General features: G+C 61.5%; 27 protein-coding genes. 12 read left to right on the top strand and 15 right to left on the bottom strand.

The annotated features are described in order from the left end of the window. Positions 1-57: 57 nt before the first annotated feature. The 7 genes from EKN07_RS04070 to EKN07_RS04040 all read right to left on the bottom strand — a co-directional run bounded on the left by EKN07_RS04070 (position 58) and on the right by EKN07_RS04040 (position 3,769). A complete protein-coding gene (locus tag EKN07_RS04070; protein WP_126145680.1) occupies positions 58-252 on the bottom strand; it encodes a hypothetical protein in 195 nt (64 codons plus the stop codon). 82 nt (positions 253-334) lie between these two features. After that, complete coding sequence (locus tag EKN07_RS04065) at positions 335-631, bottom strand: hypothetical protein (protein ID WP_126145679.1); 297 nt, start codon at positions 629-631, stop codon at positions 335-337. An 11-nt stretch (positions 632-642) separates the two neighbouring features. Beyond that, complete coding sequence (locus EKN07_RS04060; RefSeq protein WP_126145678.1) at positions 643-1,020, bottom strand: hypothetical protein; 378 nt, start codon at positions 1,018-1,020, stop codon at positions 643-645. A 58-nt stretch (positions 1,021-1,078) separates the two neighbouring features. Beyond that, positions 1,079-1,423, bottom strand: a complete 345-nt coding sequence (locus tag EKN07_RS04055) for a hypothetical protein (protein WP_126145677.1) — start codon at positions 1,421-1,423, stop codon at positions 1,079-1,081. Positions 1,424-1,743: 320 nt separating this feature from the next. Then, a complete protein-coding gene (locus EKN07_RS04050) occupies positions 1,744-1,962 on the bottom strand; it encodes a hypothetical protein (protein ID WP_126145676.1) in 219 nt (72 codons plus the stop codon). 113 nt (positions 1,963-2,075) lie between these two features. Continuing rightward, the gene (locus EKN07_RS04045; protein ID WP_126145675.1) at positions 2,076-3,260 is read right to left on the bottom strand and encodes a site-specific integrase; all 1,185 of its coding nucleotides are present in this window, start codon (positions 3,258-3,260) and stop codon (positions 2,076-2,078) included. A 38-nt stretch (positions 3,261-3,298) separates the two neighbouring features. Next, a complete protein-coding gene (locus tag EKN07_RS04040; protein ID WP_164546590.1) occupies positions 3,299-3,769 on the bottom strand; it encodes an isochorismatase family protein in 471 nt (156 codons plus the stop codon). A 532-nt stretch (positions 3,770-4,301) separates the two neighbouring features. Between EKN07_RS04040 and EKN07_RS04035 the strand changes: the two genes are divergently transcribed. Further along, positions 4,302-5,276, top strand: coding sequence for a helix-turn-helix domain-containing protein (locus EKN07_RS04035; protein ID WP_241228124.1), 975 nt, complete (start codon positions 4,302-4,304; stop codon positions 5,274-5,276). 582 nt (positions 5,277-5,858) lie between these two features. Beyond that, on the top strand, positions 5,859-6,425 hold the full coding sequence (locus EKN07_RS04030; RefSeq protein WP_206435668.1) for an AAA family ATPase: 567 nt from the start codon (positions 5,859-5,861) through the stop codon (positions 6,423-6,425). A gap of 70 nt (positions 6,426-6,495) precedes the next feature. Here the strand turns inward: EKN07_RS04030 and EKN07_RS04025 are convergent, their stop codons facing one another. Further along, entirely contained in the window at positions 6,496-6,807 is a 312-nt protein-coding gene (locus EKN07_RS04025) for a YgjV family protein (protein WP_108714947.1), read from the bottom strand. Here EKN07_RS04025 and EKN07_RS13095 point away from each other — a divergent pair, their 5' ends adjacent. Beyond that, on the top strand, positions 6,808-6,939 hold the full coding sequence (locus tag EKN07_RS13095; RefSeq protein WP_276308087.1) for a hypothetical protein: 132 nt from the start codon (positions 6,808-6,810) through the stop codon (positions 6,937-6,939). A gap of 396 nt (positions 6,940-7,335) precedes the next feature. On the opposite strand, the gene EKN07_RS04020 is transcribed toward EKN07_RS13095, so the two are convergent. From EKN07_RS04020 to EKN07_RS04010, 3 genes are read right to left on the bottom strand one after another with little or no spacing between them, the layout of a single operon-like run. After that, positions 7,336-8,142 (bottom strand): ABC transporter permease, encoded by an 807-nt coding sequence (locus tag EKN07_RS04020; RefSeq protein ID WP_126145673.1) that lies wholly within the window; start codon positions 8,140-8,142, stop codon positions 7,336-7,338. Beyond that, entirely contained in the window at positions 8,139-8,879 is a 741-nt protein-coding gene (locus tag EKN07_RS04015; protein WP_126145672.1) for a hypothetical protein, read from the bottom strand. Before EKN07_RS04015 ends, EKN07_RS04020 begins: the two co-directional genes overlap by 4 nt. Continuing rightward, positions 8,876-9,853: an ABC transporter ATP-binding protein gene (locus EKN07_RS04010; RefSeq protein WP_126145671.1), complete on the bottom strand. Its 978-nt coding sequence runs from the start codon at positions 9,851-9,853 to the stop codon at positions 8,876-8,878. The genes EKN07_RS04015 and EKN07_RS04010 overlap by 4 nt, the downstream gene beginning before the upstream one ends. A gap of 271 nt (positions 9,854-10,124) precedes the next feature. Between EKN07_RS04010 and EKN07_RS04005 the strand changes: the two genes are divergently transcribed. From EKN07_RS04005 to EKN07_RS03990, 4 genes are all read left to right on the top strand, one after another. Then, complete coding sequence (locus EKN07_RS04005; RefSeq protein ID WP_126145670.1) at positions 10,125-11,078, top strand: MerR family transcriptional regulator; 954 nt, start codon at positions 10,125-10,127, stop codon at positions 11,076-11,078. 43 nt (positions 11,079-11,121) lie between these two features. Beyond that, complete coding sequence (locus tag EKN07_RS04000; protein ID WP_126145669.1) at positions 11,122-12,375, top strand: ABC transporter ATP-binding protein; 1,254 nt, start codon at positions 11,122-11,124, stop codon at positions 12,373-12,375. A 132-nt stretch (positions 12,376-12,507) separates the two neighbouring features. Next, positions 12,508-14,319 carry a hypothetical protein gene (locus tag EKN07_RS03995; protein WP_206435667.1) on the top strand — a complete coding sequence of 604 codons (1,812 nt, stop codon included), beginning with the start codon at positions 12,508-12,510 and terminating at the stop codon, positions 14,317-14,319. A 134-nt stretch (positions 14,320-14,453) separates the two neighbouring features. After that, the gene (locus EKN07_RS03990) at positions 14,454-15,011 is read left to right on the top strand and encodes a hypothetical protein (protein ID WP_108714954.1); all 558 of its coding nucleotides are present in this window, start codon (positions 14,454-14,456) and stop codon (positions 15,009-15,011) included. 75 nt (positions 15,012-15,086) lie between these two features. On the opposite strand, the gene EKN07_RS03985 is transcribed toward EKN07_RS03990, so the two are convergent. Next, on the bottom strand, positions 15,087-15,464 hold the full coding sequence (locus EKN07_RS03985; RefSeq protein WP_126145667.1) for a hypothetical protein: 378 nt from the start codon (positions 15,462-15,464) through the stop codon (positions 15,087-15,089). A gap of 316 nt (positions 15,465-15,780) precedes the next feature. On the opposite strand from EKN07_RS03985, the gene EKN07_RS03980 reads away from it, so the two are divergent. The 4 genes from EKN07_RS03980 to EKN07_RS03965 all read left to right on the top strand — a co-directional run bounded on the left by EKN07_RS03980 (position 15,781) and on the right by EKN07_RS03965 (position 19,625). Continuing rightward, a complete protein-coding gene (locus tag EKN07_RS03980) occupies positions 15,781-16,428 on the top strand; it encodes a DJ-1/PfpI family protein (RefSeq protein ID WP_126145666.1) in 648 nt (215 codons plus the stop codon). A gap of 279 nt (positions 16,429-16,707) precedes the next feature. Continuing rightward, complete coding sequence (locus EKN07_RS03975; protein WP_126145665.1) at positions 16,708-17,751, top strand: Gfo/Idh/MocA family oxidoreductase; 1,044 nt, start codon at positions 16,708-16,710, stop codon at positions 17,749-17,751. A 107-nt stretch (positions 17,752-17,858) separates the two neighbouring features. Continuing rightward, positions 17,859-18,779, top strand: a complete 921-nt coding sequence (locus EKN07_RS03970; RefSeq protein ID WP_126145664.1) for a sugar phosphate isomerase/epimerase — start codon at positions 17,859-17,861, stop codon at positions 18,777-18,779. 285 nt (positions 18,780-19,064) lie between these two features. Next, entirely contained in the window at positions 19,065-19,625 is a 561-nt protein-coding gene (locus tag EKN07_RS03965) for a hypothetical protein (protein ID WP_108714958.1), read from the top strand. Between the two features lie 126 nt (positions 19,626-19,751). On the opposite strand, the gene hemQ is transcribed toward EKN07_RS03965, so the two are convergent. From hemQ to EKN07_RS03955, 3 genes are read right to left on the bottom strand one after another with little or no spacing between them, the layout of a single operon-like run. After that, complete coding sequence (gene hemQ, locus EKN07_RS12815) at positions 19,752-20,480, bottom strand: hydrogen peroxide-dependent heme synthase (RefSeq protein WP_205647287.1); 729 nt, start codon at positions 20,478-20,480, stop codon at positions 19,752-19,754. A 35-nt stretch (positions 20,481-20,515) separates the two neighbouring features. Further along, a complete protein-coding gene (locus tag EKN07_RS12810) occupies positions 20,516-21,709 on the bottom strand; it encodes a ferrochelatase (RefSeq protein WP_241228123.1) in 1,194 nt (397 codons plus the stop codon). Further along, a complete protein-coding gene (locus tag EKN07_RS03955) occupies positions 21,709-23,217 on the bottom strand; it encodes a glutamyl-tRNA reductase (protein ID WP_241228122.1) in 1,509 nt (502 codons plus the stop codon). Before EKN07_RS03955 ends, EKN07_RS12810 begins: the two co-directional genes overlap by 1 nt. 77 nt (positions 23,218-23,294) lie before the next feature. Between EKN07_RS03955 and hemE the strand changes: the two genes are divergently transcribed. Then, a complete protein-coding gene (gene hemE / locus EKN07_RS03950; protein WP_241228129.1) occupies positions 23,295-24,275 on the top strand; it encodes a uroporphyrinogen decarboxylase in 981 nt (326 codons plus the stop codon). The last annotated feature ends 13 nt before the right edge of the window (positions 24,276-24,288 follow it).

Genomic DNA, 24,288 nt, shown 5'->3' with positions numbered 1-24,288 from the left:
TATCTTTGATTGGTTCCCAGTTCGGAGCCTATCGGCTCCGGTGGTAGGTCTAGTGTATCAGTCAATCGCTCCGGCGAGTACCGCGTCCCAGAATCCTTCGTCCTCGGTGGCGAGGCGGAAGGCGTTGCGGCCTTCGCCGTCGTGGATGATGACCTGCTCGGCGATGGCGTCGAGATCGTAGGTGCCGGGCTGCTCGTCGAGGATGATCTGGAGTTCGTCCTTCGCGTCTGCGGCGGTTGCGTGGTAGTTCATTTCTGTTCTCCTTTTGCTTGTTGGCTTGGGTTCCTTCCCCCTCGCCTTGTACTTCTAGTGTACAGACAGGATAGGAAGGAAGTCAAGCGTTTTTTCGTGATGCTCGCCACTTCTCCCGCGCCTTCGGGTCCTTCGGATACCGGCCCGTCCAGTCATAAATTATTGTCCGGCTAAGCTCTAACCGTCGCGCCATCTCAGACATGCCCACACCGGCTTCCGCTGCCGCCTGGACCGCGCCACGCAACCGGTCCCGCGCCTCACGCTCCGCGTACTGCGAGGCCCGCCAATCGGCCACTAGATCGTCGAGCACGTCCGCGTCCGACTCGTATGCGGCCCGTCCAGCCTGCACAGCCTCCGGGATCTCCGATAGCCGCTTCATCTGTCCTCCTACTAGTCGTCGATATGAGCGATAATCTCATTCCTGATAGCGCTCACCGTCTCAGCACGGGCTACCGCTCGCGCGATCTCAGGGTCGGGATGCAGCTCTGCTGGCGGCAGCACGCCGTATAGCTCAGTCACATTGGCGAACATTGGTTTTGGCCACTCCGAGCGGGGAATATACTTCTCAATCTCTGGCCAATCTTCCTGTAACCACGTCGTGAGTCTCCTTCCCTCGGTCAGAATGAGGACGAAGGAGGCGTACAGGTCGCCGTTGCCACGATCTCCTGCTTTGAAAAGGATTCGCGCGCCGTCTTCCGCGTAGGTGGCGAGTCGCGCGCCGTCAGCGCGTTCGTCCGGTGTCGGTTTTTCCCAGTTGTAGCGTCCCATAGTTTCTCTCCCTGTATCCCCGGCCCCATGTGGGGCCGGGGATATTCGCGCGTCCAATTTACGCGCCGTGCTCTACGGCGATCTGCTCACGGAGGCTATCCCGGTCGCGGTCAACCTGCGTCTTGCGGGCCTCACGCCACGCGGCGAACTCCTCATCGTGAATCGCTTCGGCCTCGGGGTTTGCGGCCCACTCGGCAGCGAGCGCGATGGCCTTTTCGCGCACCTCGTCGGTGTCCAGCAGGTCCAGTTCGTCAGCGGTGAACAGGGTTGCGCTGCGCAAGCTGGGGATGGTGTCGATAACCGCGTCCACGTGCTCCGCGTTGGTGTAGTCGAGGCGTGCGAGGCTGTGGGTCAGGATTCCGGCGATCCGGTTGGCCAGCGCGTCAGCTGCGGTGTAGTTCATTTTGTTCTCCTTTTGCTTGTGGGTTCGAGGCCTTCCCTCTCCCTGTACTTATAGTGTACAGCTTGGGCGAGCGGGAAGTCAACCCTCAGAAAGTGGGATGAGACACAAAAGCGGCGGGGTCCCAAAACCGGGACCCCGCCGCCATTACAAGCAAAAGGATCAAGAAACTTGAGCCTCGCTTGTAAGCATATCACTCATCGTCGCCCACTGCCAACAGCTCTGCAAGATCAGCCCGCGCCTGCGCTACAGCATCCGCGATAGCTGGATCAGGCCGACGCTCCGCCGGGCCCTTCCGCCCGGTATAGATCTCTTCGGGCCACTCAACGCGCGGAATGTACTTTTCGATCTCCGGCCAATTCTCGGGTCATCGTGCTAAACGGGTTGCCAACCGTGGGGAGCACGACGAAATCAGGGATGATCTCGCCGTCCAGAGTGTAAATGCCGAAGAGTAGCCGTGCGCCATCCTCGGCGTCGGCGGCCAGCAGGACTCCGGCATTCTTTTCGCGGGCTGTCGGCTCGCCCCATGCGTAATGACTCATTGCTTCTTCTCCTTTTGCTTGTGGCTTGGGTTCTTCCCCCTCGCCTTGTACTTCTAGTGTACAGAGGGGGAAGGAAGGAAGTCAAGCGCCAATAAGTGAACTAGGCCATATCACTAGCTTAGCTCTAGCCTCTCAGCCACACCCTCCAACGCCCGCGCCGCCATATCCCGCGAAACCGTCATATACCCCCGCGACGTCGCCATCGTCGAATGCCCCATAATCGCCGTAATCACGACGGGATCAACCCCCGCGTCGAGTAGCAGCGTCGCCGTCGTATGCCGCGCCTCATGCACCACATAATGCCCGCCATCCTCACGTGATATGTCCAACCCGCCTAGGATGCTATGCCACGCGCGCCGGTCGGCCCCAGCCGCCAGCGGCCCACCGTCGGGCCGCGTCCACACCAAACCATACGGCGACGGCGGAGCGACCGCCTGCCACCGCTCCAACGCGGCCCGCATCGGCTCAATCATCGGGATAACACGCTGCCCCCGCGACGTTTTCGGCGGCGTCAAATAGTACCTGCCCTCTACATGCTCAGCCTCCATCCCAGCCGGTATCGCCGACGGATCCCCTATCCGCTGTAGCTGCCGGTCTATCACGATCAGCCCAGCCTCCCAATCGATATGATCCCACGTCAGCCCGAGAGCCTCACCCTGCCGCATGCCCTGGAGCAGCGCCGCGACCCACCGCGACGTATCCGGCACATGCAGTCCATCCCCGGCATGCTGCCACGCGTAGACGGCGAGACGCCGCGCATCCGGTAGCGGTATGGCTGCCCGGTCTGATGGCTGCCCGGCTGGCGGGCGGACCATCAGGACCGGCTGCGGCACCTGGTGGCCCTCGACGACGGCGGCCCGCAGCGCGCGCTGTAGTATCCCGTAGACTCCCCGCGTCGTCGAGGCGGCTAGTCCTGCATCCTCGCAGGAGGCGGCGACGGCGCGCATGTCCTCCGGTGTCAGCTCCGAGAGCTGACGGTGGCCTATCGCGCCGATGATATGCCGTAGGCGCGAGGCGAGCGTCCGGTACGTCTCCGGGCGTAGCCTGCCGCGCTCGGCGGCGAGCCACTGATCCAGCCACGCCTTGACCGTATAGGAGCGTTTCACGGCGGCGATGCCTTGGAGGTTGTAGTCGCGGAGTTTCTGCTGGAGTTTACGCTTCGCGGCGGCCTCCGTGGGCGCGGTTACGGATATGCGCCGTCGTCCGCCTGACGGCGTATATCCCGCCTCGAAGCTGCCGCGCCACTTCCCGTTCGGCAGCCGGGTTACTGACCCGGTGCCCTTCTGTCGTCTCCCCATGCGTCCCCCTCTCTAGTATGATCACACAATCAATCACACTATCTACGGCCTATCCTATACACGCCTAGGGTAGCATAAACGGCGTGATTTCGCGGGTTTCTAGCGTCACCTGGTGCCGTCGGCGGGTTCGTCATGAATCCGACTAGCGTCACCGCGTCCACGTTCCAGTGCGCAAGCCATTCAACGAACTCGGGTGAACTGAAGATGCTCGCCCTGTTCTTCGTGAAAATGGGAAGGTCTCGACTCTCTGATGGCGCCGAGAACTTGCCCAGCGCTGCCACGCGCGGATGAAGCTGCTGCCCGCGCGAACCTGCCGCGAATGCTGCGGACCCAGCAGGGTTCTCGTGTTGGATTAGTGCAACGGGGAGGCCGGACTCCCGGGCGGTTGTGATTGTTGCGATGATCGCGTCGAGCGCAGCATCCACCGGTGGATATTGAATCTGGAGTGGGCCGTCGAAGTATTCGCGCTGGACGTCGACGACGACGAGTGCTCGCCGGGGCGTGGTCATGTGTGTCTCCTTCATAGTGAATAGGGGCTGACTTGCGCAGCGAATTGGGTCTTGTTTGCGTAGCGAATCGGGTCTTGTTTGCCCAGCGAATTGGGTCTTGTTTGCGCAGCGAATTGGGTCTTGTTTGCGTAGCGAATCGGGTCTTGCTTGCGGAGCGAATAGGGTCTTGCTTGCGGAGCGAATTGGGACTTGTTCGCGGAGCAAATAGGGCCTGACTCGCAAATTGGGCGCGACTGTGAGGACCGCCGTGCAGATGCTAGAAATCTGGCTTGATGGTTGTTGATCGATCCTCGACGCGACCGATCCGATCCCGATGCGTCGAATCTGGTGTGGCCGTTGCGACTTGGGTAGCGAATGCCGCCCCTGGTCATCGAAGGGATCGTTCTGAGCTGGCTCCGAGAGAGCATATCGGCGCTAGCAGTTGTTCCTAATGTCATCGCCTCAATTGTCCGCACGCGGGAAGCGGTACAGTGAGAGGCAGAAATGCCCATCTACGATGAAATTAGGCCATATGGGTCGGGAGGGGCCGATCATGCGTATTGCGGTCCATGCGTTTGAGGGAATGTCGCTGTTCCACCTTGCATCCACGCTACTGGTTTTTGGCGAGGTGACCCGCCTGGGCCTGGCACAGGATTGGACGTGCAGAATATGGACTGCTGACGGCGCCCCGGTACGCGCGGCGGAGGGTGGCGTGTTCGACGAGGTGCGGGGCCCGGAGTGGGCTGCGCGAGCCGACCTGGTAGTCCTTCCCTCGTGGCCGGGAGACTTGCCGGAGCCCGGGGAGGACTTGCGGCATGTTGTTCTAAGCGCGCATCGGCGCGGTGGAACGATTGCGGGACTGTGTCTGGGTGCTTTTCCGCTGGCGGCAACCGGGTTGTTGGACGGGCGCAGTGCTACAACGCATTGGCTACATGCGGAGAGCTTGACGAGTCGCTACCCGAAGGTTCAGGTTATGGCGAATGCGCTGTATGTGGATCATGGAGACGTGCTGACTTCGGCCGGTACCGCCGCCGCTCTGGATGCATGCCTACATATCGTGCGGAAAAAGATCGGTGTAGAGGCCGCGAGTTCCATTGCGCGGCGGGCAGTCATAGCCCCGCATCGAGATGGTGACCAAGCGCAGTACGTGGATCGTCCCGTGCCCGCGTATAAGCCCGAAGGGGTTGGTGCGACTGTGGAGTGGGCCTTGACCAATCTGGACCAGCTGCTGAGCGTACGCGATCTTGCCGCGCATGCTCATATGAGCGTCCGGAATTTCTCACGGCGCTTTGCTGAGGCTACGGGTACAACGTCGGCGCGCTGGGTCTTGCTGCAGAGGTTGGACGAGGCACGCAGGCTGCTGGAAACAACGCCGTGGAGCATGGAGAGAATAGCCCGCACCTGTGGCTTCGCTAGTGCGGTGACCTTCCGGCAGAACCGTCACCCAGTACTCGATCACGCCGACGGCGTACCGCGCGCGATTTGCCGGGTAGGGATGGTTGGAGCGGGTTCTGGTTGTGGGCGGTAGCGATGTGGATGGTGCTGGTTGCGTGGGGCGGTGCCGAGGCGGATGAGGCGGTTGTGTCGGGCGTTGCCGGTGTGGATGACGTGGTTGTGTCGGGCGTTGCCGGTGCGCTGTATGGTGCCAATGAAGAAATGTCGTGGCTGAAGTGGCGATCTGTCCAAATCCCGTCCAAACGCGCACACTCTGGATTACTTCCAATTTAGGAATGGCGGAATCATGCGGATTCTTGCCATCGCTCCGCGCGCACTCCCATCGTTTGGACGGGATTTGGACAGTGCTTCCGCCGCAGGTCATGATTTGGCGATTCCGGTAGTGAACACGCGGCCGATGAGCCACTGCTCGCGACGCCTGGCCGGTTCTAGTTCTTTCTCGTTCACGGTGGTGACGGCAAGCTTGCGGCCGACTTGACCAGGTGCCTGCTATGTGAGCTGTTTTACTTACAGGAACGCGGCGACCTGATATAAAGATATTGGTGGTGCCGACAAGGTGCTACCTCCAAGTGCCGGGGGATGTCCCCCGGCAACTTTTGTATCGGAGGTCCTGTCGGTGCGTGAGCTTTCCATATTCGCTGACGAAAGTGGGGTAGTGCCACAACCTCTGCTCATTATCCTCGGTGGCCTTCCCGCCACTGGGAAAACAACGGTTGCGCACGAGCTTATTCACGACGGCGGCTTCGCTTATCTACGCATCGACACGATCGAGCAAGCTCTGCGCGACAGCGGTGAGATGGGAGAACGCGGCGTCGAGGGAGCGGGTTATGCCGTCGGGTACGCCGTCGCACGCGATCTACTGCGAAGCGGCAACAATGTTCTCGCCGAATGCGTCAACCCGATCGAACTCACCCGGGAGGCGTGGCGCGCAGTTGCCCGCTCCACCCGTGCGGAGCTCCTCGAAGTCGAGTTGTACTGCGCCGACCCCGAACTCCACCAAGCTCGCGCCGAACATCGAACCAGCGATATTCCCGGCCTCGAACTGCCCGACTGGCACGCCATCACGACCCGCGAATACGACCAATGGCACGGGGTCGATTTGCGCATAGACACTGCGCGAATTGGCCCGCCTCACGCCGCAGCCCTGATCCGCGCGCGTGCAGCCGATAAGGAACGCCTAGTCAAGGAAGCGCGGGAACCACGGGATGGAGGTGGGGTCTAGTTGTAGTTTCCCATGAGGCAACGCGTTGCTGGTAGTGAGCCTGCGACGCCAGCATCGGACTCTGTGTTGGTCACTGCACTGCAGGCTCGATACCGGGTGCATCAACGCGACCGGCGTCGACTTCCTGCGTTGTCTCAACCGCCGCCTGCTTCTCCGCCTCTTGCCGACGCAAGCGAAGCAGCCAGTACACGTCGATCAGCACGATCGCCGCATTCATCCCAACCGCGGGCCAAACGCCGAGGATGGCGTTGTACGTCGTGGCGATAAACGAACCACTGAAATTCATCCAGCGGAAGGTGTATTGGTTGGCAACAACCAGCGAGATAACGACCAGGCCAGACCCGATCCATCCGATAATCTCAAGAACTGTGCGCGTGTCCACATGAACTCCAAGAATGCCCGGCCGGTCAATGCGCGTGCACTGGTCGAGTCTGAATATCTCGTTGCCGGGGCATTTCAGAATATCGGTTCAACGATATATGGGCAAATTCAGGGCGAGTCCTCCACGGTGTAAGTATTCGTTAACGACGGCGCCCGGTCGCCGGTTCTGGCGTCAAAAGACAGATTCATCGGTGGGGTGTTGGTGTTGGGTCGTCAGTGTGGGTATCGAGGGTAGGGGTCATTGGTCGGGATGCCGGTTGTTGGGGCGTCAATGTGGATATCGAAGGTCAGAGCCATCAGTTCCGGTGTTGCCTCTCGAGGCATGGGATCTGATTTTGAACGCCAGTGCTTCCAGAGTCGCTGTCTGGCTAGTACGTCATCTTTATGCGGAAGGGCACCTGATCTGCCTGGAACGGTGAAAGCTGTCGCTTTTGATGCTGCCCTGACGGGGTAGTGCGCCCGCTTGACCGGCAGGAGGGCTCACACACCCGTCTTCCAACGTCACACTCGAAAGAACATCCGTCGAAGCCTATAGGTGCTTCCAACGCGGGGCCATGGCCGTCACAAACAGCCCGCCCGCAACCACAAGCGGGTAGATGAGAGCGGTTAAGCCGCTTAGTCCCGCCCCGCTTATCCCGGCGGTTCCCATCCCCTCCAGTCCTTCGCGTAGCCCAGAGATAACCGGTGTTAACGGACTGAACTTGGAGATGACCTGCGCCCAGCTAGGCAAGGCGTCAACTGGATAGAACACGCCGGAAAATGACAGAACGATACCGATTGCGAAGGAAATCGCCACATATGTTCCGCGTGTGGCCGCGAAACGGGCACCGAGCGTCGCGGCAGCGATCACAAATGCAAACAGCACAAGCCCGCACGCCGCAGCGGCGGGTGTGACCGCTAACCGACCGCCTGCCAGTGGCCAGAGCACCGCGCCAACCACGAGGCTCTGGCAGCATGCCACCGCAAATTGCGACGTCGCCTGCAGTAAGGAATATAAGCGAATGCCTCCCGGAGCCAAGCGGATCAGAGCCAGACGTTCCTCACTCAGATCTTGGCGCGCCTCGTACGCAGCTCCGATGATGCTGTTCGAGATGACGTTCGCAATCATCGAGGAGACAATCATGAATGTGGTCAGCGTTGAAGCCGTGCTCAATGTGCTCACCGTGCCAGCCGCACTGCCAGCCGCACTGCCAGTTGAGTGTCCGCCGGATCCAAGATACATCGCAAAAGACACCAGCAGGATCCCGCTGAGAAGCGGCCGGATGAACATCGCCGCCGCATCAGTCCGGCTCTGCGCGAGAACTCGTCGATACCGGAAGAAGAATGCGCCAGTCATCCCCGAACTCCGATCACACCGTTCGTCCGGTACGCTGCCACACAGCGCCGGGCCCACCAGGCGCCAACAAGGGCGAAGAGGCCCGCCAGTGCCAGTGCGATCACCAGCTCTGCAGGCTTACCGCCCCGGAGGAATTCATTAAGCCATGCATTGGGCAATAGCCGGGCTGCGTTTCCAAGGATTGGTCCGAGCGTGGTCAGCGGGTACATAACCCCGGCAAGGATAAGAACCGCGTCCAGTCCACTGTTTACGATGTGGAACACGCGTCCCCAGCGCAGTTCCGCCCCGAGAATCAAGCATATGACGCCGATAGAGACGGGAACGCTCGCCAGCATGACAACCAGAACCTGCAGAGCCTGGAGCGGATAGTGCAGCGCGACGCCGATCAGCAGCGTGCTTATTGCGGTGGAAGTGATATACATGGCGTTCAATGCCGCAGTAAAGCCGAAGGCCCACGCGATCACGCCGCCGTCGAGTAGTAGAAGCATGTCAAGCCGCGCAGAATTCACAACCATCTGTAGCCACACCAACGCTTGCAGCGCACAAGAAGAGATAAAGCCCCAGGCCAGATTCGTGTAGAAGAACCAGTTCGCCTGCTCCGCACTCAAGAACGCGCTACCCATCAACAGGATCGGCAGAATTTGCGACAACGGCACAAAGAGCAATAACCGACTTGCGCTACCCGGCTGGCGGAACAGCTGCCGCAGGCTGTACCGGAAATGAATCAGCCAGTTCACGCGTCCTCCTCGGCCAGCAGGATGAACGCGTCGGATAGTGTGACGGGACGCTTCTCAAACGGCATCCCCAAAGCATCAATAGCAGCTGAATCTGCTAAGCCGTACACGTGGAGTGTTGGCCTCCCGTTGACGCGTCGCGTCGCGAGTCGCTCGATACCGGCAGCTCGGAGAAGGTCCCTCTTGGCCGTGAGGTTGGCGTCGTCGTTGGCGGGGATGGTGTAGACGATATCGCCGGCGCTTTTTCGAACTTCGTCGGGTGGACCATCCACGAGGATGCGACCGGTATTGAGAAAAAGCACGCGGTCGCACAGGTCATCGGCTTCTTGCATAAGATGCGTGCAAATGATGAAAGTGATGCCGGTTGTCTGAAGGTCAATCAGGGTGTCGTATACCTTTTGCGCCGCAGCTGGGTCCAGGCCGCTCGTGGGCTCGTCTAGCAGTAGGAGCTCTGGGCGAGCTGCGAGTGCCCGAGCAATATTTGCTCGCTGTTTTAGACCGGTTGATAGCGTCATCACGCGGTCGTCCGCGCGCTCCGTCAGAGCGCAGGCTTCAAGCGCCGCAGCGAGGTTTTCGGCTCGTTCGCGCTTGGGCACGCGGGCCAGCCGCATCATGTAGGTGATGTTCTCACGCACGGTCAATGTGCCATAGAGCTGGGATGAGTTGGTCACCAATCCGATCCGGCGTTCTGCAAGTGAACGTGGGGTTGAAGCGGCGAGGTCGCGGCCGAGGACATTCAAGACGTCGGCCTCACTTGGGCGAAGAAGACCGGCGACCAGTTTGACGAAGGTGGACTTTCCGGCGCCATTCGGCCCAATGAGCGCGGTGGAGCCCCCGGACTGCAATTGGAGGTCGTCCACGCGTAAGGCGACGCGGTCCCCGAAACTCTTGGAAACGGAGCGCATCTCAACGGCGATTAATCGCTCGCCAGCGGCAATGGGCCGCCCTGCCGCGGTGGGAGGGGTAGGTGTGTGCATGAAACCCTTCTGTTGGGCGGTGCTTTACAGGGAAAGTCTATCTTTGGGCCGACGACGACCACCAGCCGCACTGGCGAACTCTGCCGTGCCATGCGGCGCAGGCTATCAACGGTCCGAAGACGACCAACCGCACTGCCGGACCCTGCCGTGCCATGCGGACCGGGCCATCAACAGTCCGACGACGACCACCAGGACCGTCAGGCAGAGCGCCATTCCGCGACTGCCTGGAGGGGTGCAGTCTGGGATGCCGAGCGCGCCGTACACTGTGCACATGCGTGTCGCTGAAATCGCCCGGCTTACCGGCACGACCGTGAGAACGGTCCGCTACTACCATCAACTCGGGCTGCTGCCGGTGCCGGAAGAACGTGGCGGCTGGCGCGACTACGACCTCTCACACGTGGCGCGGCTCTCTCGTATCCGTTGGTTTGTGCAGGCCGGAGTACCTTTGAAATCCATTGCGCAGATTCTGGACCAAAACGCGGGCACGTCCGTTCAGGACCGGAGCACGGGCACTTCCGTTCAGAATCGGAACGCGGGCGCTTCCGTTGAGGACCAAAACCCGGGCACGTCCGTTCAGGACCGGAGCACGGGCACTTCGGTCCAGAATAGAAGCGCAGTTACCTCCGCGCGGGAGTCATCAGATTCGACGCCGGACTCTGCGGGCTCCACCGTGCTCGCCGATCTAACCGGAGCGCTCGACGCCGTCGAAGAGCACCTCGCCGAGGTGCTACGCCAACGGGACATGCTGGTATCTCTGCTGGAGCGTGCCCGGGAGGGGATGACTCTTTCTCCCATGCCGCCGCGTATGGTGGCGTTCTTTGATCGATTGGAAGCCGCCGCCCCAGACGAGTGGACGCGCGCAGCCATTCGGCGGGAACGGGACGCCGTGGATGTCGCCTGTTACCGTGGGCAAATGCCAGCTGAAGCGGAACTCCTATTTCCGGAGGCCGATGACGCGGAAGACGCGTCGGTTCTTGCAGCTTACGGGCAGAACACCGCCGAATTCACCGACGACGAGGCAACCGCGCACGCGGCGGCGAATATTGCCCGTTTTGAACGAGTGCTCGGGCCGGAGCGCTGCCGGACACTGGCGCGCGGTGTTGATAGGACGGCGATTCGCACCTTGTTTCGGCTGTGGGCGACCATGGACGCTGCTGACGCGCGCATAGTCGCTGCCATGGAACGTTTGCTTGACGAGGCTATCGAACGGTGGCGGAATCAATAGACACTCTTGCGTGTGACGTGGCGTAACACCAGATGCTAGCGGCATGACAAACAAATCTTCCGATGGTGCCCAGACGGACGGGACTGTGCGGAGCGCTTTGCGTGCAGACGACGGGGTGCCGATACTGCGATCAAGAGGTGGCGGTTCGAAAGGAGGAGGACGTGCCGCCGGAAATACTCCCTCCGCCGCCGCAGGCGCTGCGAAGGAGGGGAAGCAAACCGTTTCGACCAATTCCTCCTCCGCCGCTTACTCATCCGCAGCTCGCACCTCCGCCGCCGACGTCGTCGTCGGCACTATCCGCGCCGCAGGTTCCGCCACTGCAATCGATACCGAATACGCCATCGAAGTCACCGGTCTCGTAAAAGCCTTCGGCAGCCTGCACGCCGTCGATGGCCTTGACCTGAAGGTTCCGTGCGGTCAGATACACGGGTTCCTCGGCCCCAACGGTGCCGGGAAGTCCACCACCATCCGCGTGCTATTGGGCATGTGCCATCGCGATTCCGGCGTGGTCCGAGTACAGGGCTGCGACCCGGCCCGCGATGCCGGAACCATTACGCGCAACACTGCGTATGTGCCCGGCGACGTCGCACTCTGGCCCAGTCTCACCGGAGCGCAGACTCTCGACGCATTCGCTGCTCTGCGCGGCAAACGCGACCGGAGCCGCGAGATAGAACTCATCGACGCCTTCAGCCTCGACCCCAACAAACCCGTGCGAAGCTACTCGAAAGGAAATCGGCAGAAAGTCGCCCTTATAGCGGCACTGGCCGCCCCGTGCGAGCTGCTCGTACTCGACGAACCCTCCAGCGGCCTCGACCCATTGCAAGAGGAGGTGTTCATGGCGGCGGTACGCGACGCAGCAGCGCGGGGGAGGACGGTGCTGCTTTCCAGCCATCTGCTCTCCGAAGTCGATCAGGTGTGCGATGCGGTGACGATTATCAAGGACGGGAAGACCGTGGAAACGGGCACCTTGGCATCACTTCGACATTTGCGCAATTCGACGATCTCATGCCGCCTTCCGGAAAGCGCGGTACCTCTACTGCCCGACGGCGTCAGTCAACTCGCAGGGCTGAGCCGGGACGCTGGGGCGCCCCAACGCGGAGCGGAAACCAGCGGAGGCATGCCGACTCGGGATAGTGCGCCGGGCTCTCCGCAGTCAGTGCTCCGGTACTCGGTTCCAAGTGAGTCGGTTTCGGGAGCGCTGAGCGCGCTCATTCAAGCGGGCGCTTATGACATTTCCTGTACGCCCGCTTCGTTGGAAGACCTGTTCCTGCGGCATTACCACGTGAGTGCGCGATGAACGGGCACGCAGGGGTATGCGGCGGCTACGCCGCCGCGATGTTGAGGAGCGCGCAATGAACGGGCAGACCAGGATATCCGGCAGGTACACCGTCGGGATGTTGAGGAGCGCACGATGAACAGGCGGACGAGCATGACGTCAGCGATGCGGAGCGAGTCTCTGCGGAATCGGGTACCGATCCCGGTGCGCGTTTGGAACGCCGTGCGTTTGGGGAAGACGACCCGCGTCGATAGCCCGGCGGGTACGCGGAGTTGGGCAGGTATGCGGAGTTGGGCCGGTACGGGGAGCCGGGCTTGTATCGGGAGCTGGGCGCGTCTGTGGATCCCTGCGCGTATCGGCGCTCGCGAAGAGCGGGTATGGCTATTCGCCCTGCCACTTATTGTTCTTGTTATCACGGCCCTCCTCGCTCCCAGTTACGGCACAACATATGCCACAGCGGACGACCTGGCCCGCGCCGTCGTCAATCTCAGATTCTCGAAGGTCGCTGCTGCCCTATACGGCGTACTTCCAGCGGGTGCGAATACGGTTCAACTCGCCGTCTGGGAGCTTGGAGCACTGACGTGCCTGATACTCGGCATCGTCGTCGTTCTGCGGACCGTTCAACGCTCCAGGGCGTCGGAGGATGCCGGGCGCTCGGAAATGCTCCGCGCGATTGGCGTTGGGCCGGCCAGTGAGGTCGCGACCACGGCGGTGGTGATGAGCGTTGAATGCCTGTTACTCGGCTTGGCTGGGGGAGTGGGCCTCCTGGCTTTGAATGGCGCGCGAGTCATCTATGCGGCAATCTACGGTGCGGCAATTGCTGGATTCTGCCTCCTGATGAGTGCCGGTGCACTGGTGCTTGCGCAGTTAACCGGTGACGCTGTCCATGCCCGTGCCGCCGGGGTGGGTGCCATGATTGCTCTGTACGCCGGTCATGGGGCGTGGGCGGCATGGGGTTGGGCATGGGCAGGTGCATGGTCTCCCTTCGCTCTGCGGGCGGCGATGGATCCCGGTGGGCGGAACGAATGGCAGCCACTGGTGTGTGTCGCCGTGGCGTTGGCGGTGCTCTTGTTGGCCGCGACCATTGCGGCTCGCAGGCGGGATATCCAGGCGGGGGTGATTCGCGCGCGACGTCGTCGCCCCCGTCCGGTGCGCGCGGCAGGGCCGGTGAGTTTCGCGCTGCGGCTCTGCCGCGGCCAACTGCTGACCTGGGCGGTGCTGATCTCGGTGCTAGCGGCAATCTTCACCTCCATGGGGAAGAACATGGTGGATTTGGCACGTGCGGGAGCGACGTCCGGGGGTGCGCTCGGCTCTCAGCTGGGAACGGCGGACCCCGGCGCCGATTTTCTCCGCTATATCGGTGTGCTGGTGGGGGCCGTCACTGCGGTGCAAGCCATCGGGTTGGCCGGGCGTTTCGCCTCCGATGAGCGAGCTGGGCTGGTTGAGGGCATGCGTGGCACGGGGAATGGACCTGCGCGCCTACTCCTCGCATGGTGCTTCGTTGCGTGCCTTGGGGCAGCAGTAACGCTTGCACTGGCGACGGCGACGGCGGCATGTGTCGGGTCGACGGTGCTGGACACATCGGCCGCTCAGGCGTTGCGAGTAATTGGCGGCCAATGGCCGGCCTGCGCTGCATGTGCCGGGATCACGGCTCTGCTCAGCGGCTGGTGGCCACGCCTGAACTGGATCGCCTGGGTGGTTATGCTGGTCGGCCTCGGGATCGCGCAGCTTGGCCCGAGTGTTGGCATGCCGGAGGGTGTGATTGATGCGGGGATTTTCGCGCAGGCGGGAGACCCGTGGTCCGGGGGCCTGGTGGCACTTGCTGTTGTGGGTTCTGCACTTGGCGCTGTGGGTGTGCGCCGTCGCGATCTGCAGGCAATGATGGGGCGCGGGCCTCTGAGGCGTAGGCGCGCCTTCACTATGTGGGGTGCAGGCGGCGGCCCGGGTGGCGGTCGAATGTGTTGAGGGTGCGCCCTAACTATGTGGGGTGCCGACTAGCGTAAGGGCAGAGCGGCCGTCGGCGTCCAGCAGCGTCCCGCGCGGCTGGCATGCGCTACGCGCTTCTAAGCACCGCATCCGCGATGCTTTAAAGTGGCCGTATGACGAATCAATCGTTGCATGAACGTGAGGATCGACTGCACCGCTTCTTCGCGGCGGAAAACGCGCGGGATTGGTCCGCCTACGCCACCTTCCTCCACCCCGATGTCGAATGGGTTCTCGTTGAGAGATCCGATGCCGGTAGTTCGAGTAGTTCGGATGTTTCAAGCGCCGCCGTTGCAGCAGGTGACCCGGAGGGGTCAACGAGCACCGTCGTCACAAGTGACCTGGATGTTTCAACGGGCACCGTCGCCACAAGTGACCTGGATGTTTCAACGGACACCGCCGCCGCAGGTACCGACCCCGCGAATACTGCCAGCGCCATTGGCCGCCTGGAACGCCTGATCGCGGGGCGTGACGCCTATGTGAGCGCCATGCGGGCCGCTTATGAGGGGCGGTCGACGACGTTCCGGTGCGAGGCGATGTTCAGTGACACGACCCATGGACGGATCGCCTGCCTGTTGGTCGACGACCACGGCGAGCGCTCTCTGGATATTTTCGACTTCGACGGCCCGCTTATCCGCCGTGAATGGGAGTTTCTTCTGGGGTGCGGCGCATAGTCCCAAACCACGCCACCGGGCCCATCCGTTTCGCGTCGGTCATACCGATGGCCGGCGAGTCCCGAAACTGCGGCATCAAGCCATTCCGGCAACGTTCCAGGGTTCATCGCCCGCGGCAAGCTGCTGCCATGTCAATGTGAGGCCGGGCCAGGTGCTGAGCGCTTCGAAGGCGTCGTCGGCGGCGGATTCGATACCGTCGGCGACATCCTGACCGCCGGACACGAGATCAAGAGCGTTCTGCCTGTCCGCAACGGGATAGGCGGCCCAGCCTCCACGACCGTGTACGCCGCTATCATCGGTCGGTAGGCTGCCCAGGAAAGTCAGTATTGCGGTTCGTGCGATACGAGGGTCTTGGTGATGCGCGACAACGCGCAGCGTGGCCACGTCGGTCTTGCGACGGCGATCCCACACCCAGTCGTGGTCAAGCATGTAGCGCTCGGGTGGAAGGTGCATGGTTCAACGGTACACACTCCTTCACCGGGTGGCACCTTCCAGCTTGTTCACCCGCGATGGAGAGCGATGCGCAGGCAGGGGCCTGGCGTTTCGTTCGCAACGGAGATGGAGGAGAAGTCTCGCGCACCTCTGTTTGCGGAGACTGTGGGCGATGCGAGGGGCGGGGCAACGAGCGGCGACAGTCGGCGTGCAGGTGTCATCCAAGGCGTGCGGGCGCCAACCGACGGGGCATGGGTGCTAACCGAGGCGCGGGTGCCGCCAGCAGGAAGACGTTTCGGCGGCGAAAAGTGTCGGACCCTCCCCTTAGGCTAATGCCATGTCTACAGAACCTCTTACCATTGCTCTTTACGCAACGGACACCATGGCCGACTGGGAGTATGCCTACCTCACGTCACAGATCACCGTCGCCGAGCGCGCGAAACCGGGTCGTTTCACCCTGCTTCTGGTGGGTGACGGCGTCTATACGGTGCATTCGCTCGGAGGCCTGCCGATAACTCCCACGGCGGACCTTGATGTTCTCGATTCTCTGGCGGAGCGGTCGGCTCTTAGCATGTTGGTGATTCCGGGCGGTGAAACCTACGGCCACGGGCATGATCGCTTGATTAAGGCAGTCCGTGCTCTGTTGGCTCGCAACGTGCCGGTGGCGGGAATCTGTGGGGCAACGTATCTGCTGGCCCGCGCCGGTGTCCTCGATGAGAGGGCGCACACGTCAAACAGCGCAGATTTTCTGGCTGCTTCAGGCTACACAGGCGGCTCACACTACGTCGCGGCCCCTGTGATAACCGATTCGGGGGTGACGACGGCGTCGGGCATCCAGCCGGTTGCGTTCACGGCGGAGGTGATGCGGGTGACCGGTCTTGTGTCGAATCCGGTGGCCGATGCTTGGGAGCATCTCTATCGAACGGGAGGTGCCGAACAGTACGGTGCATATGTTGCGGCGGCTAACACATGGGCGGAGGGATAATCATGTAGCGGGGTCTTGCGGACCGGGCGAGATCATGGTGAGATAGGCAAAGCCTCCTTGTTCCTGCATGGCTGCAGCGAACAAGGAACACGCGCGACGCGGCTTTTACGGCGATGTAGGTCAACCGCTTGCCTCGCCGACATAGACCGTCGATGTCTGCTTCACAAAGTGGTGGACTATCACGACGTAATCGTTGTGGCACGTTGCTGGTGCGTAACGTCGGCATCCGCTACGCGCGGCGTAGGTCAAAGGTTCGTATCACGAATACCGGAGGAAACAATGATCCGAGTAGGAATCATCGGATGCGGGAAGATCGCACAGGTGCGGCACATCCCCGAATATCTCGCGAACGCTCATGCTGAGATTGTCGGCTACTACAACCGCACTCGGGGCAGGGCGGAGGAATTGGCACATCGGTATGGCGGCACGGTTTACGCGACAATCCCGGAGATGCTGGCGGATAGCAGCATTGATGCGGTTAGCGTATGCACAGCGAATACCGCACACGCACGGGAGTCAATCGCGGCACTAGAGGCGGGAAAACACGTCCTTTGCGAGAAGCCCATGGCATCGACCCTTGCCGATTGTGAGGCCATGATCAGCGCTGCTGACAGGAACGGCAAGAAGTTGATGATCGACCAGAACCAGCGTTTCGTGCGCGCCCATCGGAAAGCGAGAGAACTAATCGAGGCGGGGGCTATCGGTGAGGTACTGACCTTCCGCACCACCTTCGGGCACGGCGGCCCGGAGACGTGGAGTATCAACCCCGGTCCGTCCACATGGTTCTTTGACGCCAAGAGCGCGGCCATGGGAGCGATGGCGGATCTCGGCGTGCATAAAACCGATCTCATCCAATATCTGCTGGGAAGCACCGTCGTCGAGACATCCGCCAAGCTGACGACACGTGACAAACGCGGCCCTAGCGGCGAACTCATCGGCGTGGACGACAACGCCACCTGCATTTACACCATGGACGACGGCGTCGTCGGCACTATGACTGCCAGCTGGACGTATTACGGAGCGGAAGACAACACGACGATCATATACGGAACAAAAGGCATCATGCGGCTGTATGACGATCCGACGTTCTCTCTGAAACTGGTGCTGCGAAACGGTGAGGAGGTTTGCTACCGACTCGACCAGATTCAAACCAACGACAACCAGACCTCCACCGGGATCATCGACGCCTTTGTGGACTGCATTGAGAACGACACCGCGCCGGAGATCTCGGGCGAAAGTGTTCTGACCGCGATGCGGGCCGTATTCGGCAGTGTCGAGTCGAGCACAACGGGACGCAGCGTTAAAGTGAACCAGGCAAGGTGAACCAACAGCGAAGGCGCCAGGCCGCTGGGAGTGGCCGCTATCCACCTCAATTATTAGAACCATGGCGGTTCGCACAGGAGCGGATGGCCGAAGAAAGGACTCAACACATGAAACTCGGACTAGTCAGCGCAATTCTTGACGGCAGCACATACGAAGAGATGATCGACACCGTCAGCGAATTCGGATTCCAATGCGTCGAGGTGGCGTGTTGGCCACAGGGGAAGGCTGAGCGGCGATATGCAGGTGTTTCCCATATCGATGTGGAGCGGGTTCTCGACGACGACGCATACGCCGCGCACGTCATCGATTACGCACGGAGCAAAGGCGTTGATATCTCCTCGCTCGCCTTCTATCCCAACACTCTCGACCCGGATCTGGAGAAGCGGGCAGCTAACGTGGCGCATCTGCAAACGGTTATCAAGGCGAGTGCCAAGCTCGGGGTAGGCCTAGTCACCACGTTTATCGGCCGCGACCAGTACAAGACGGTCGAAGACAATCTAGAGATTGTCAAAGAGGTGTGGCCGCCGATCATTTCGCTGGCTGAGGCTGAGAATGTGCGCATCGGATTGGAGAACTGCCCGATGCTCTTCGGTGCCGACCAGTGGCCCGGCGGTCAGAATCTCATGACAACGCCAAACCTGTGGAAGCGGGTATTCGAAATCCTCCCCAGCCCGAATCTCGGAATCAACTACGACCCGTCGCACTTCGTCTGGCAGATGGTCGATTACATCAAACCAATCTACGAGTTTGCCGACCGTATCTTCCACGTGCATTACAAGGACATCAAGCTCTACGAGGACAAACTCAATCAGGTGGGTATCATGGCGTACCCGTTGGACTACATGTCGCCAAAGATTCCCGGCCTGGGCGACGTCGACTGGGGCAAGTACGTTAGCGCGTTGACCGACATCGGCTATGAGGGATACACCTGCATCGAAATCGAGGACAAGGCTTTCGAAGGATCGCCGGAGAAGGTCCTGGAAAGCATTCGCCTGAGCAAGCGGTACATGGAGCAGTTCGTCATATGAGTGAGGGGAGGCGAAACCTGTACGCCGCGCGGCGGGTGTCTCGCTCTGCGGCGAGGTATCGCTTCGCAGAATCGCCAGCGGCGGGGCATGCGCGACTGTCGGCGGCGGGGCATGCGCGACTGTCGGCGGCGGGACACGTGCAGAGTTGCTGGCAGTGGAAAACATGCGACGTCGCCTGCGGCGCAGAACATACCACGTCGCTGGCGACGCAGAACACACAGAGTGTCTGTGCGCAGTGACTCGTGAGCCGGTGCAAGACCCTAGAGAGGAAGGAGCCGCAGAAGCGTGGCAACGGAGAAGAAATCGAAGAAGAACTCGCCGGAGATCAGCCGCGACTTTGATGTGAGGACATTCGCCTGGCTGCTCGGAAGGCTACCTGCACATTTGCCGATATCAGACGCATATTATGGGTACCACCGTGCCAGAGAAGAAAAAGGCGTGCTGGAAACACTTGCGGCTTCAGAACGGTTTCACATGGTGAAATGGTTTAGGGCGCAACCGAATACGGGAGACGGGCCGTATCTGAGAAGTAAGTCGAATAGATCGGCGAAGAGGGCATATAACCGTCTCGTTAACTCGCGCTCGTTGCTGTGGATCAATGAGGCATTAGGGCAGGATCCGGCACGGGTGCAAGAGGCCGCCGATGCGGCAGCGGCCGAACCTGACTACCGCAGTCGTTGCCGCATTGTGCGCGAGTATCTGCCGTGGGAGGAGGTTGCCGAGTTGGCGAGTGCGCAGCTCGAATCCGGTAAGCGCGCGCTGTGGTTGCGCCGTTTACAAGTACGACGGCAGGTGTGGTTCACTAGCCGACGATCTGGCCGGTCGGGTACGCAGAGCGATGAATGACGCACCGGCCGCAGCCCGTCGGTGGACCGCGTGCATGTTCACCTTCTATCGGGGAACCGGCTAAACGCGGCGGATAACACCGGCCTGAGGAGTTCGCGGCCATGCAAGGCCGCGAACTACTGGTTTTCAGCCTTGGCGCTCCGCCCACTCCGTCAACGTGACTCGCGGTCCGGTGAAGAAGGGGATCTCCTTTCGCACATGCAGGCGCGCTTCCAAGTTGCGTTGGTGGCGCATGGCGTCGGTAAGCCGATGCAGTTCGTCTGCTTCAAAGGCAAGCAGCCACTCGTAGTCATTGAGCGCGAAGGCCGACGTCGTCGACCCCTTGACATCCGGATACTCGCGCCCGGAGCGACCGTGCTCGGCAAGAATACGCGAGCGCTTCTCCTCGTCCATGTAGTACCAGTCGTAGCTGCGGACGAAGGGGTATACGCAGACCCATGGCCGGGGCGCGACGCCGGAGAAACAGGCGGGGGTGTGCTTCGCGTTGAACTCGGCAGGGCGATGTACGCCCACGCAGGACCATTCAGGGTCGAGTGCGCGGCCCAGGTCCGAGCGGCGGAGGGCGTGGTAAGCGGCCTGGAGTTGGGCCGGATCGTCCGCGAGAGTCCACAGCATGAGGTCGGCATTAGCGCGGAAACCGCTGATGTCGTACCAGCCGCGGATAGTAACACCGGTTGCCAGTACTGCTTCCTCCGCCGTTGCCGTGTCGATTCCGGCGAGCGAAGCGGAGGTACGGAATACGGAGTACATGACGTAACGCGGCTTCGCATTAACCTCTTCGGGCGAAACGGGAGTGTCACGCGGATCAACTGCATGCTGGGCATCGGCGTGGCCGGGGTGCGTCGTTTGGGACATGGGATGATGCTCCTTATCGGGTGTTACTTGTCGATTTATACGGGCGGACGCGGTAGGCAGCATTCCACGGTTTCCTGCAGGCAGGGATGGTCGGGAATTGCTTTGTCACCGCGGGCAAAAGCGGCATGGTCGGCTAGAAGATCGGCGAGCGTACTGACGAAATCGGGGTGTGTTCCGGCTGTTGCGGCGCGCTGATATTCGAGCCCGAGATCAGCTGCAGTTGCACGCGCCTGTGTGTCGAGGTCGAAAGCGACTTCCATATGGTCGCTGATGAAGCCGATTGGTGCCGCCACTACGCCCGCGATAGCCCTCGCCGCATCGCCGCGCAGGGAATGTGCGTCCGGCACTCGCGTGGAGCCTGTATCCGGTATGTTATTGGAACCGCTATGGAGTGCCGGGTGCGTCACACATGAGGAGTTAGCGGCAGCAATTTCGTGCAGACGGTCGTTGACATCCGGCTCTAACCATGGCGTGTGCGGGTTGCCGGAGCGAGAGCAGTAGACAAGCTCCCAGTCCAGACCTTCTTTCACAAGTTCTGCAGCTGCCTGGGCCACTGCCGCTGCCACGCGCATATGCTGTGCATCGTAACGGGCCGGTTCTGTTCCGTCAGCTGAGGCGGCATTCATGGCCGTTGGAATGGAGTGGGTGACGAAGAGGACTTTTATGGTGCCCCTGCGAATCCGGCTGCGCAGGCTGCGGACTGCCGAGGCGAGCGCATCCGCATTTGCGGAGATGAATCCAGGCCGTTCTGCGTACGGACCTGCCTTGTCGATCACGATGCCAGGGACCTGTGCTGTGGCACGCTCCAGATCTTCGCGGTACTGGCGGCATCCGGAATACGAGGAGTACGCCGCCGTCGGTAAAGCAATAACCCGGCGATGCCCGGCCGCACGGAGATCGGCGACGGCGTCGGATACGAAGGGGGTCCAATTCCGGTTTCCGATAAGCACGGGGCGTGGGCAGCCGCGCCGGGCAAGCTCATCTTCCAAGGCATCGCGTAACGCCTCATTCTGCTCATTGATAGGTGAGCGTCCTCCAAACAGTTCGTAATGTTGGGAGACTTCCAGCAGGCGTTCATCGGGTATTCCGCGCCCCGCCGTCGCATTGCGCATGAAGGGCAGCACATCCTCGCTCTTGCGGGGGCCTCCATAGGAAGTGAGGACAACAGCGGTGTAAGGGCTGAGTGAGTCGCCTTGCGGCACACTATCGGCAGAGACGGGCGCGGCCATCAACGTGCCTCCGCCGAATGGTGCTGTTTCGTCGACCGAATGCGCTCTGCTAACCGACTATGTTCCGCCGGGTGATAGGCGGTCGACTGGTCATGTGCTAGTTGCTGGTCACGCGCCGTCGATCCGTCGCAGAAATCATCGCCTTTCCACTGCTGGAGTTCCGCGGCCCTGGTTGTCACCGACCGATCATCCGTGGCGGGTTCCTCCAGATCGGCATAACTCAGACCGGTGACTGGGCAGCGCCGTAGACGGGGGTCGGCCGCACGACGGGCTTCGATTCCGTACAGTTCCTCCAGCGCATCCAAATAATCGTCCATTCGTCCGGCGACGGCGGCGTCGCGGGCGCGAATTGAGGGAATGTGCAGGAGTCGGGTGGCAAGGCGATGTAGGGCCATGGTGCAGTCTTCGGTTGTCAGCGGTCGCCCCTGGGGAAGGCGGGCAACTTCGTCGTCGACCAGTTGCAGCATGGATGCGCGCAGCGAAGCCACCGCCGGATCGGCTACACGGGAGGCCAGGCGTGCGGATACCTCCGCGACTCCCTCAGACACAATTTGCGAGGCACGGGATGACTCTTCAGAGACGAGCGGGGATACGTGGTTTTGGATGGCTTCCAAATTAAGTAGCGTGATGCCGGGAAGTGCCGCCACGCCGGGATCCACATCTGCGGGCAGGGAGAGATCCAGGATGACCAAGGGGCGCGCCGTGCCCGCGGCCATCGAAGCGTCGCTGCACGCGGATGGGTATCCGTGCAATCCCCGAGCCTCTGCCAGTTGCGCCGCGTTAAGCGCGGTTGCAGATCCTCCACGGCAGGTGACAATTAGCGTGGCTTGGGTACATTCGCGCACAAGGTTCTCACCGGCGCGAATGCCATGGCGCTCGGCAAAACCTGTGGCACGGTTGGAGGCTGAGTGTACGGCGATATCGTGCACTCCGCGGCGGCGCAAGGCGGCCACTACCGCACCGGCGTAGGCGCCCGTACCCATAAGCAGAACCTGCTGTTCGCTCCAGTCGCGAATGCCGCTTAGGTCCAGGGCGCAGGCAACGATGGAACGTCCCGAATCATGCAACTCTGTCTCTGCCCCAATCTTGCGTGCCGTTCGCAGGGCTGCGTTCACCGCTGTGACCAGAGCGCCGGAGGTATGTCCGCGCTCGCTCGCCTGCTGGAGTGTGCGGCGCAGCTGTCCGGTGACTTCACGCTCACCAATGACCATTGAATCCAGGCCGCACGCGACTTTGAAAAGGTGTTCCAGCGCGCGGGTGTCTTCATAGATAACCCACTCCGGCTGCCGGTCGAGTTCGCGCGCCATGCGCAACCGGAGATGGGCGGCAGGAACCTGGGGAGCGTCAACGATGAACTCAATGCGATTGCAGGTGAGAAGGGTGAGAACGCCTTCGACGCCAGCGGTCTGCTGAACGCATGCGGACAGTGCGTCAGCATGTTGCGCGACACGCTCGACCTCTGCCAAGCCGTGTCTGTCATGTTTCACGGAGAGGATGCGCAAACTCACAGTGCGTCCAGTCTTGCAGATACATAGCGGTGCGGCAAAATCGATACGTGACACAGAGCGTTCAGTTGCCACTACTGATGGCTCTTTCGGGATCGCGGCCCGAGCGATTGCCGGTCTGGTTCATGAGGCAGGCAGGGCGCTCTCTCCCGGAATACCGGAAGGCCCGGCAGGGCGTCGCGATGCTCGACGCATGCCTCACACCCGAGCTGGCTGCAGAGTTGACCTGCCAACCCGTGTGGCGGCACGGAGTGGATGCTGCGGTGTTCTTCTCCGACATTATGGTTCCGCTTGCATTGGCAGGCGTGGATGTCACGATCGAACCAGGGATCGGGCCCGTCATTGCACACCCCGTACGCAGCGCCGACGACGTCGCCGCGCTCGCATCGCATCGCATTACGGATGGATCAGCGATTACAGCGGCGGTACGCATGGCGGTAGCCGAACTCGACGTGCCCATTATTGGATTCGCCGGTGCTCCGTTCACCTTGGCCGCATATCTTGTGGAAGGCCGTGGATCACGTGATCATTTGGCCGCTCGCAGCTTCATGCACGCCGAACCCGCGGCTTGGGACTGCCTCCTAACATGGTGTGCTCGCATATCGGGGGAGTTTCTCCGGCTGCAGGCGGCTGGGGGCGCGGCGGCCGTGCAGCTCTTTGACTCGTGGGCCGGAGTGCTGAGCCTGCAAGACTATATGGCACACGCCGCACCATACTCGCGGCTTGCGCTGCAAGCTGTCGACGTGCCCCGTATTCACTTCGGAACCGGTACCGGCCACCTGTTGGAGGCAATGTTCGAATGCGGCTGTCAGGCCCTGAGCATCGACTATCGAACTCCTCTCAACGAAGCAGCGCGGAGGGTTCCCGGCGCCGTCCTGCAAGGCAATATCGACCCCGCGTTCCTTGCTGCTGGATGGTCCGCGTTGGAAGCGCATACGCGCGACGTCGTCGCACGCGGTCGAAATGCTCCCGCGCATATTGTTGGACTGGGCCACGGGGTGCCACCGCAAACAGATCCTGCGGTTCTTACTGACCTTGTTTCCCTGATACACGAGCTCTGAAAGCTGGTGCACG

Source organism: Actinobaculum sp. 352 (genome assembly GCF_003957265.1).
Classification (GTDB): Bacteria; Actinomycetota; Actinomycetes; order Actinomycetales; family Actinomycetaceae; genus Asp313.
Note: the sequence above shows the minus strand (reverse complement) of the source record. Positions and strands in the feature narration are given on the sequence as shown.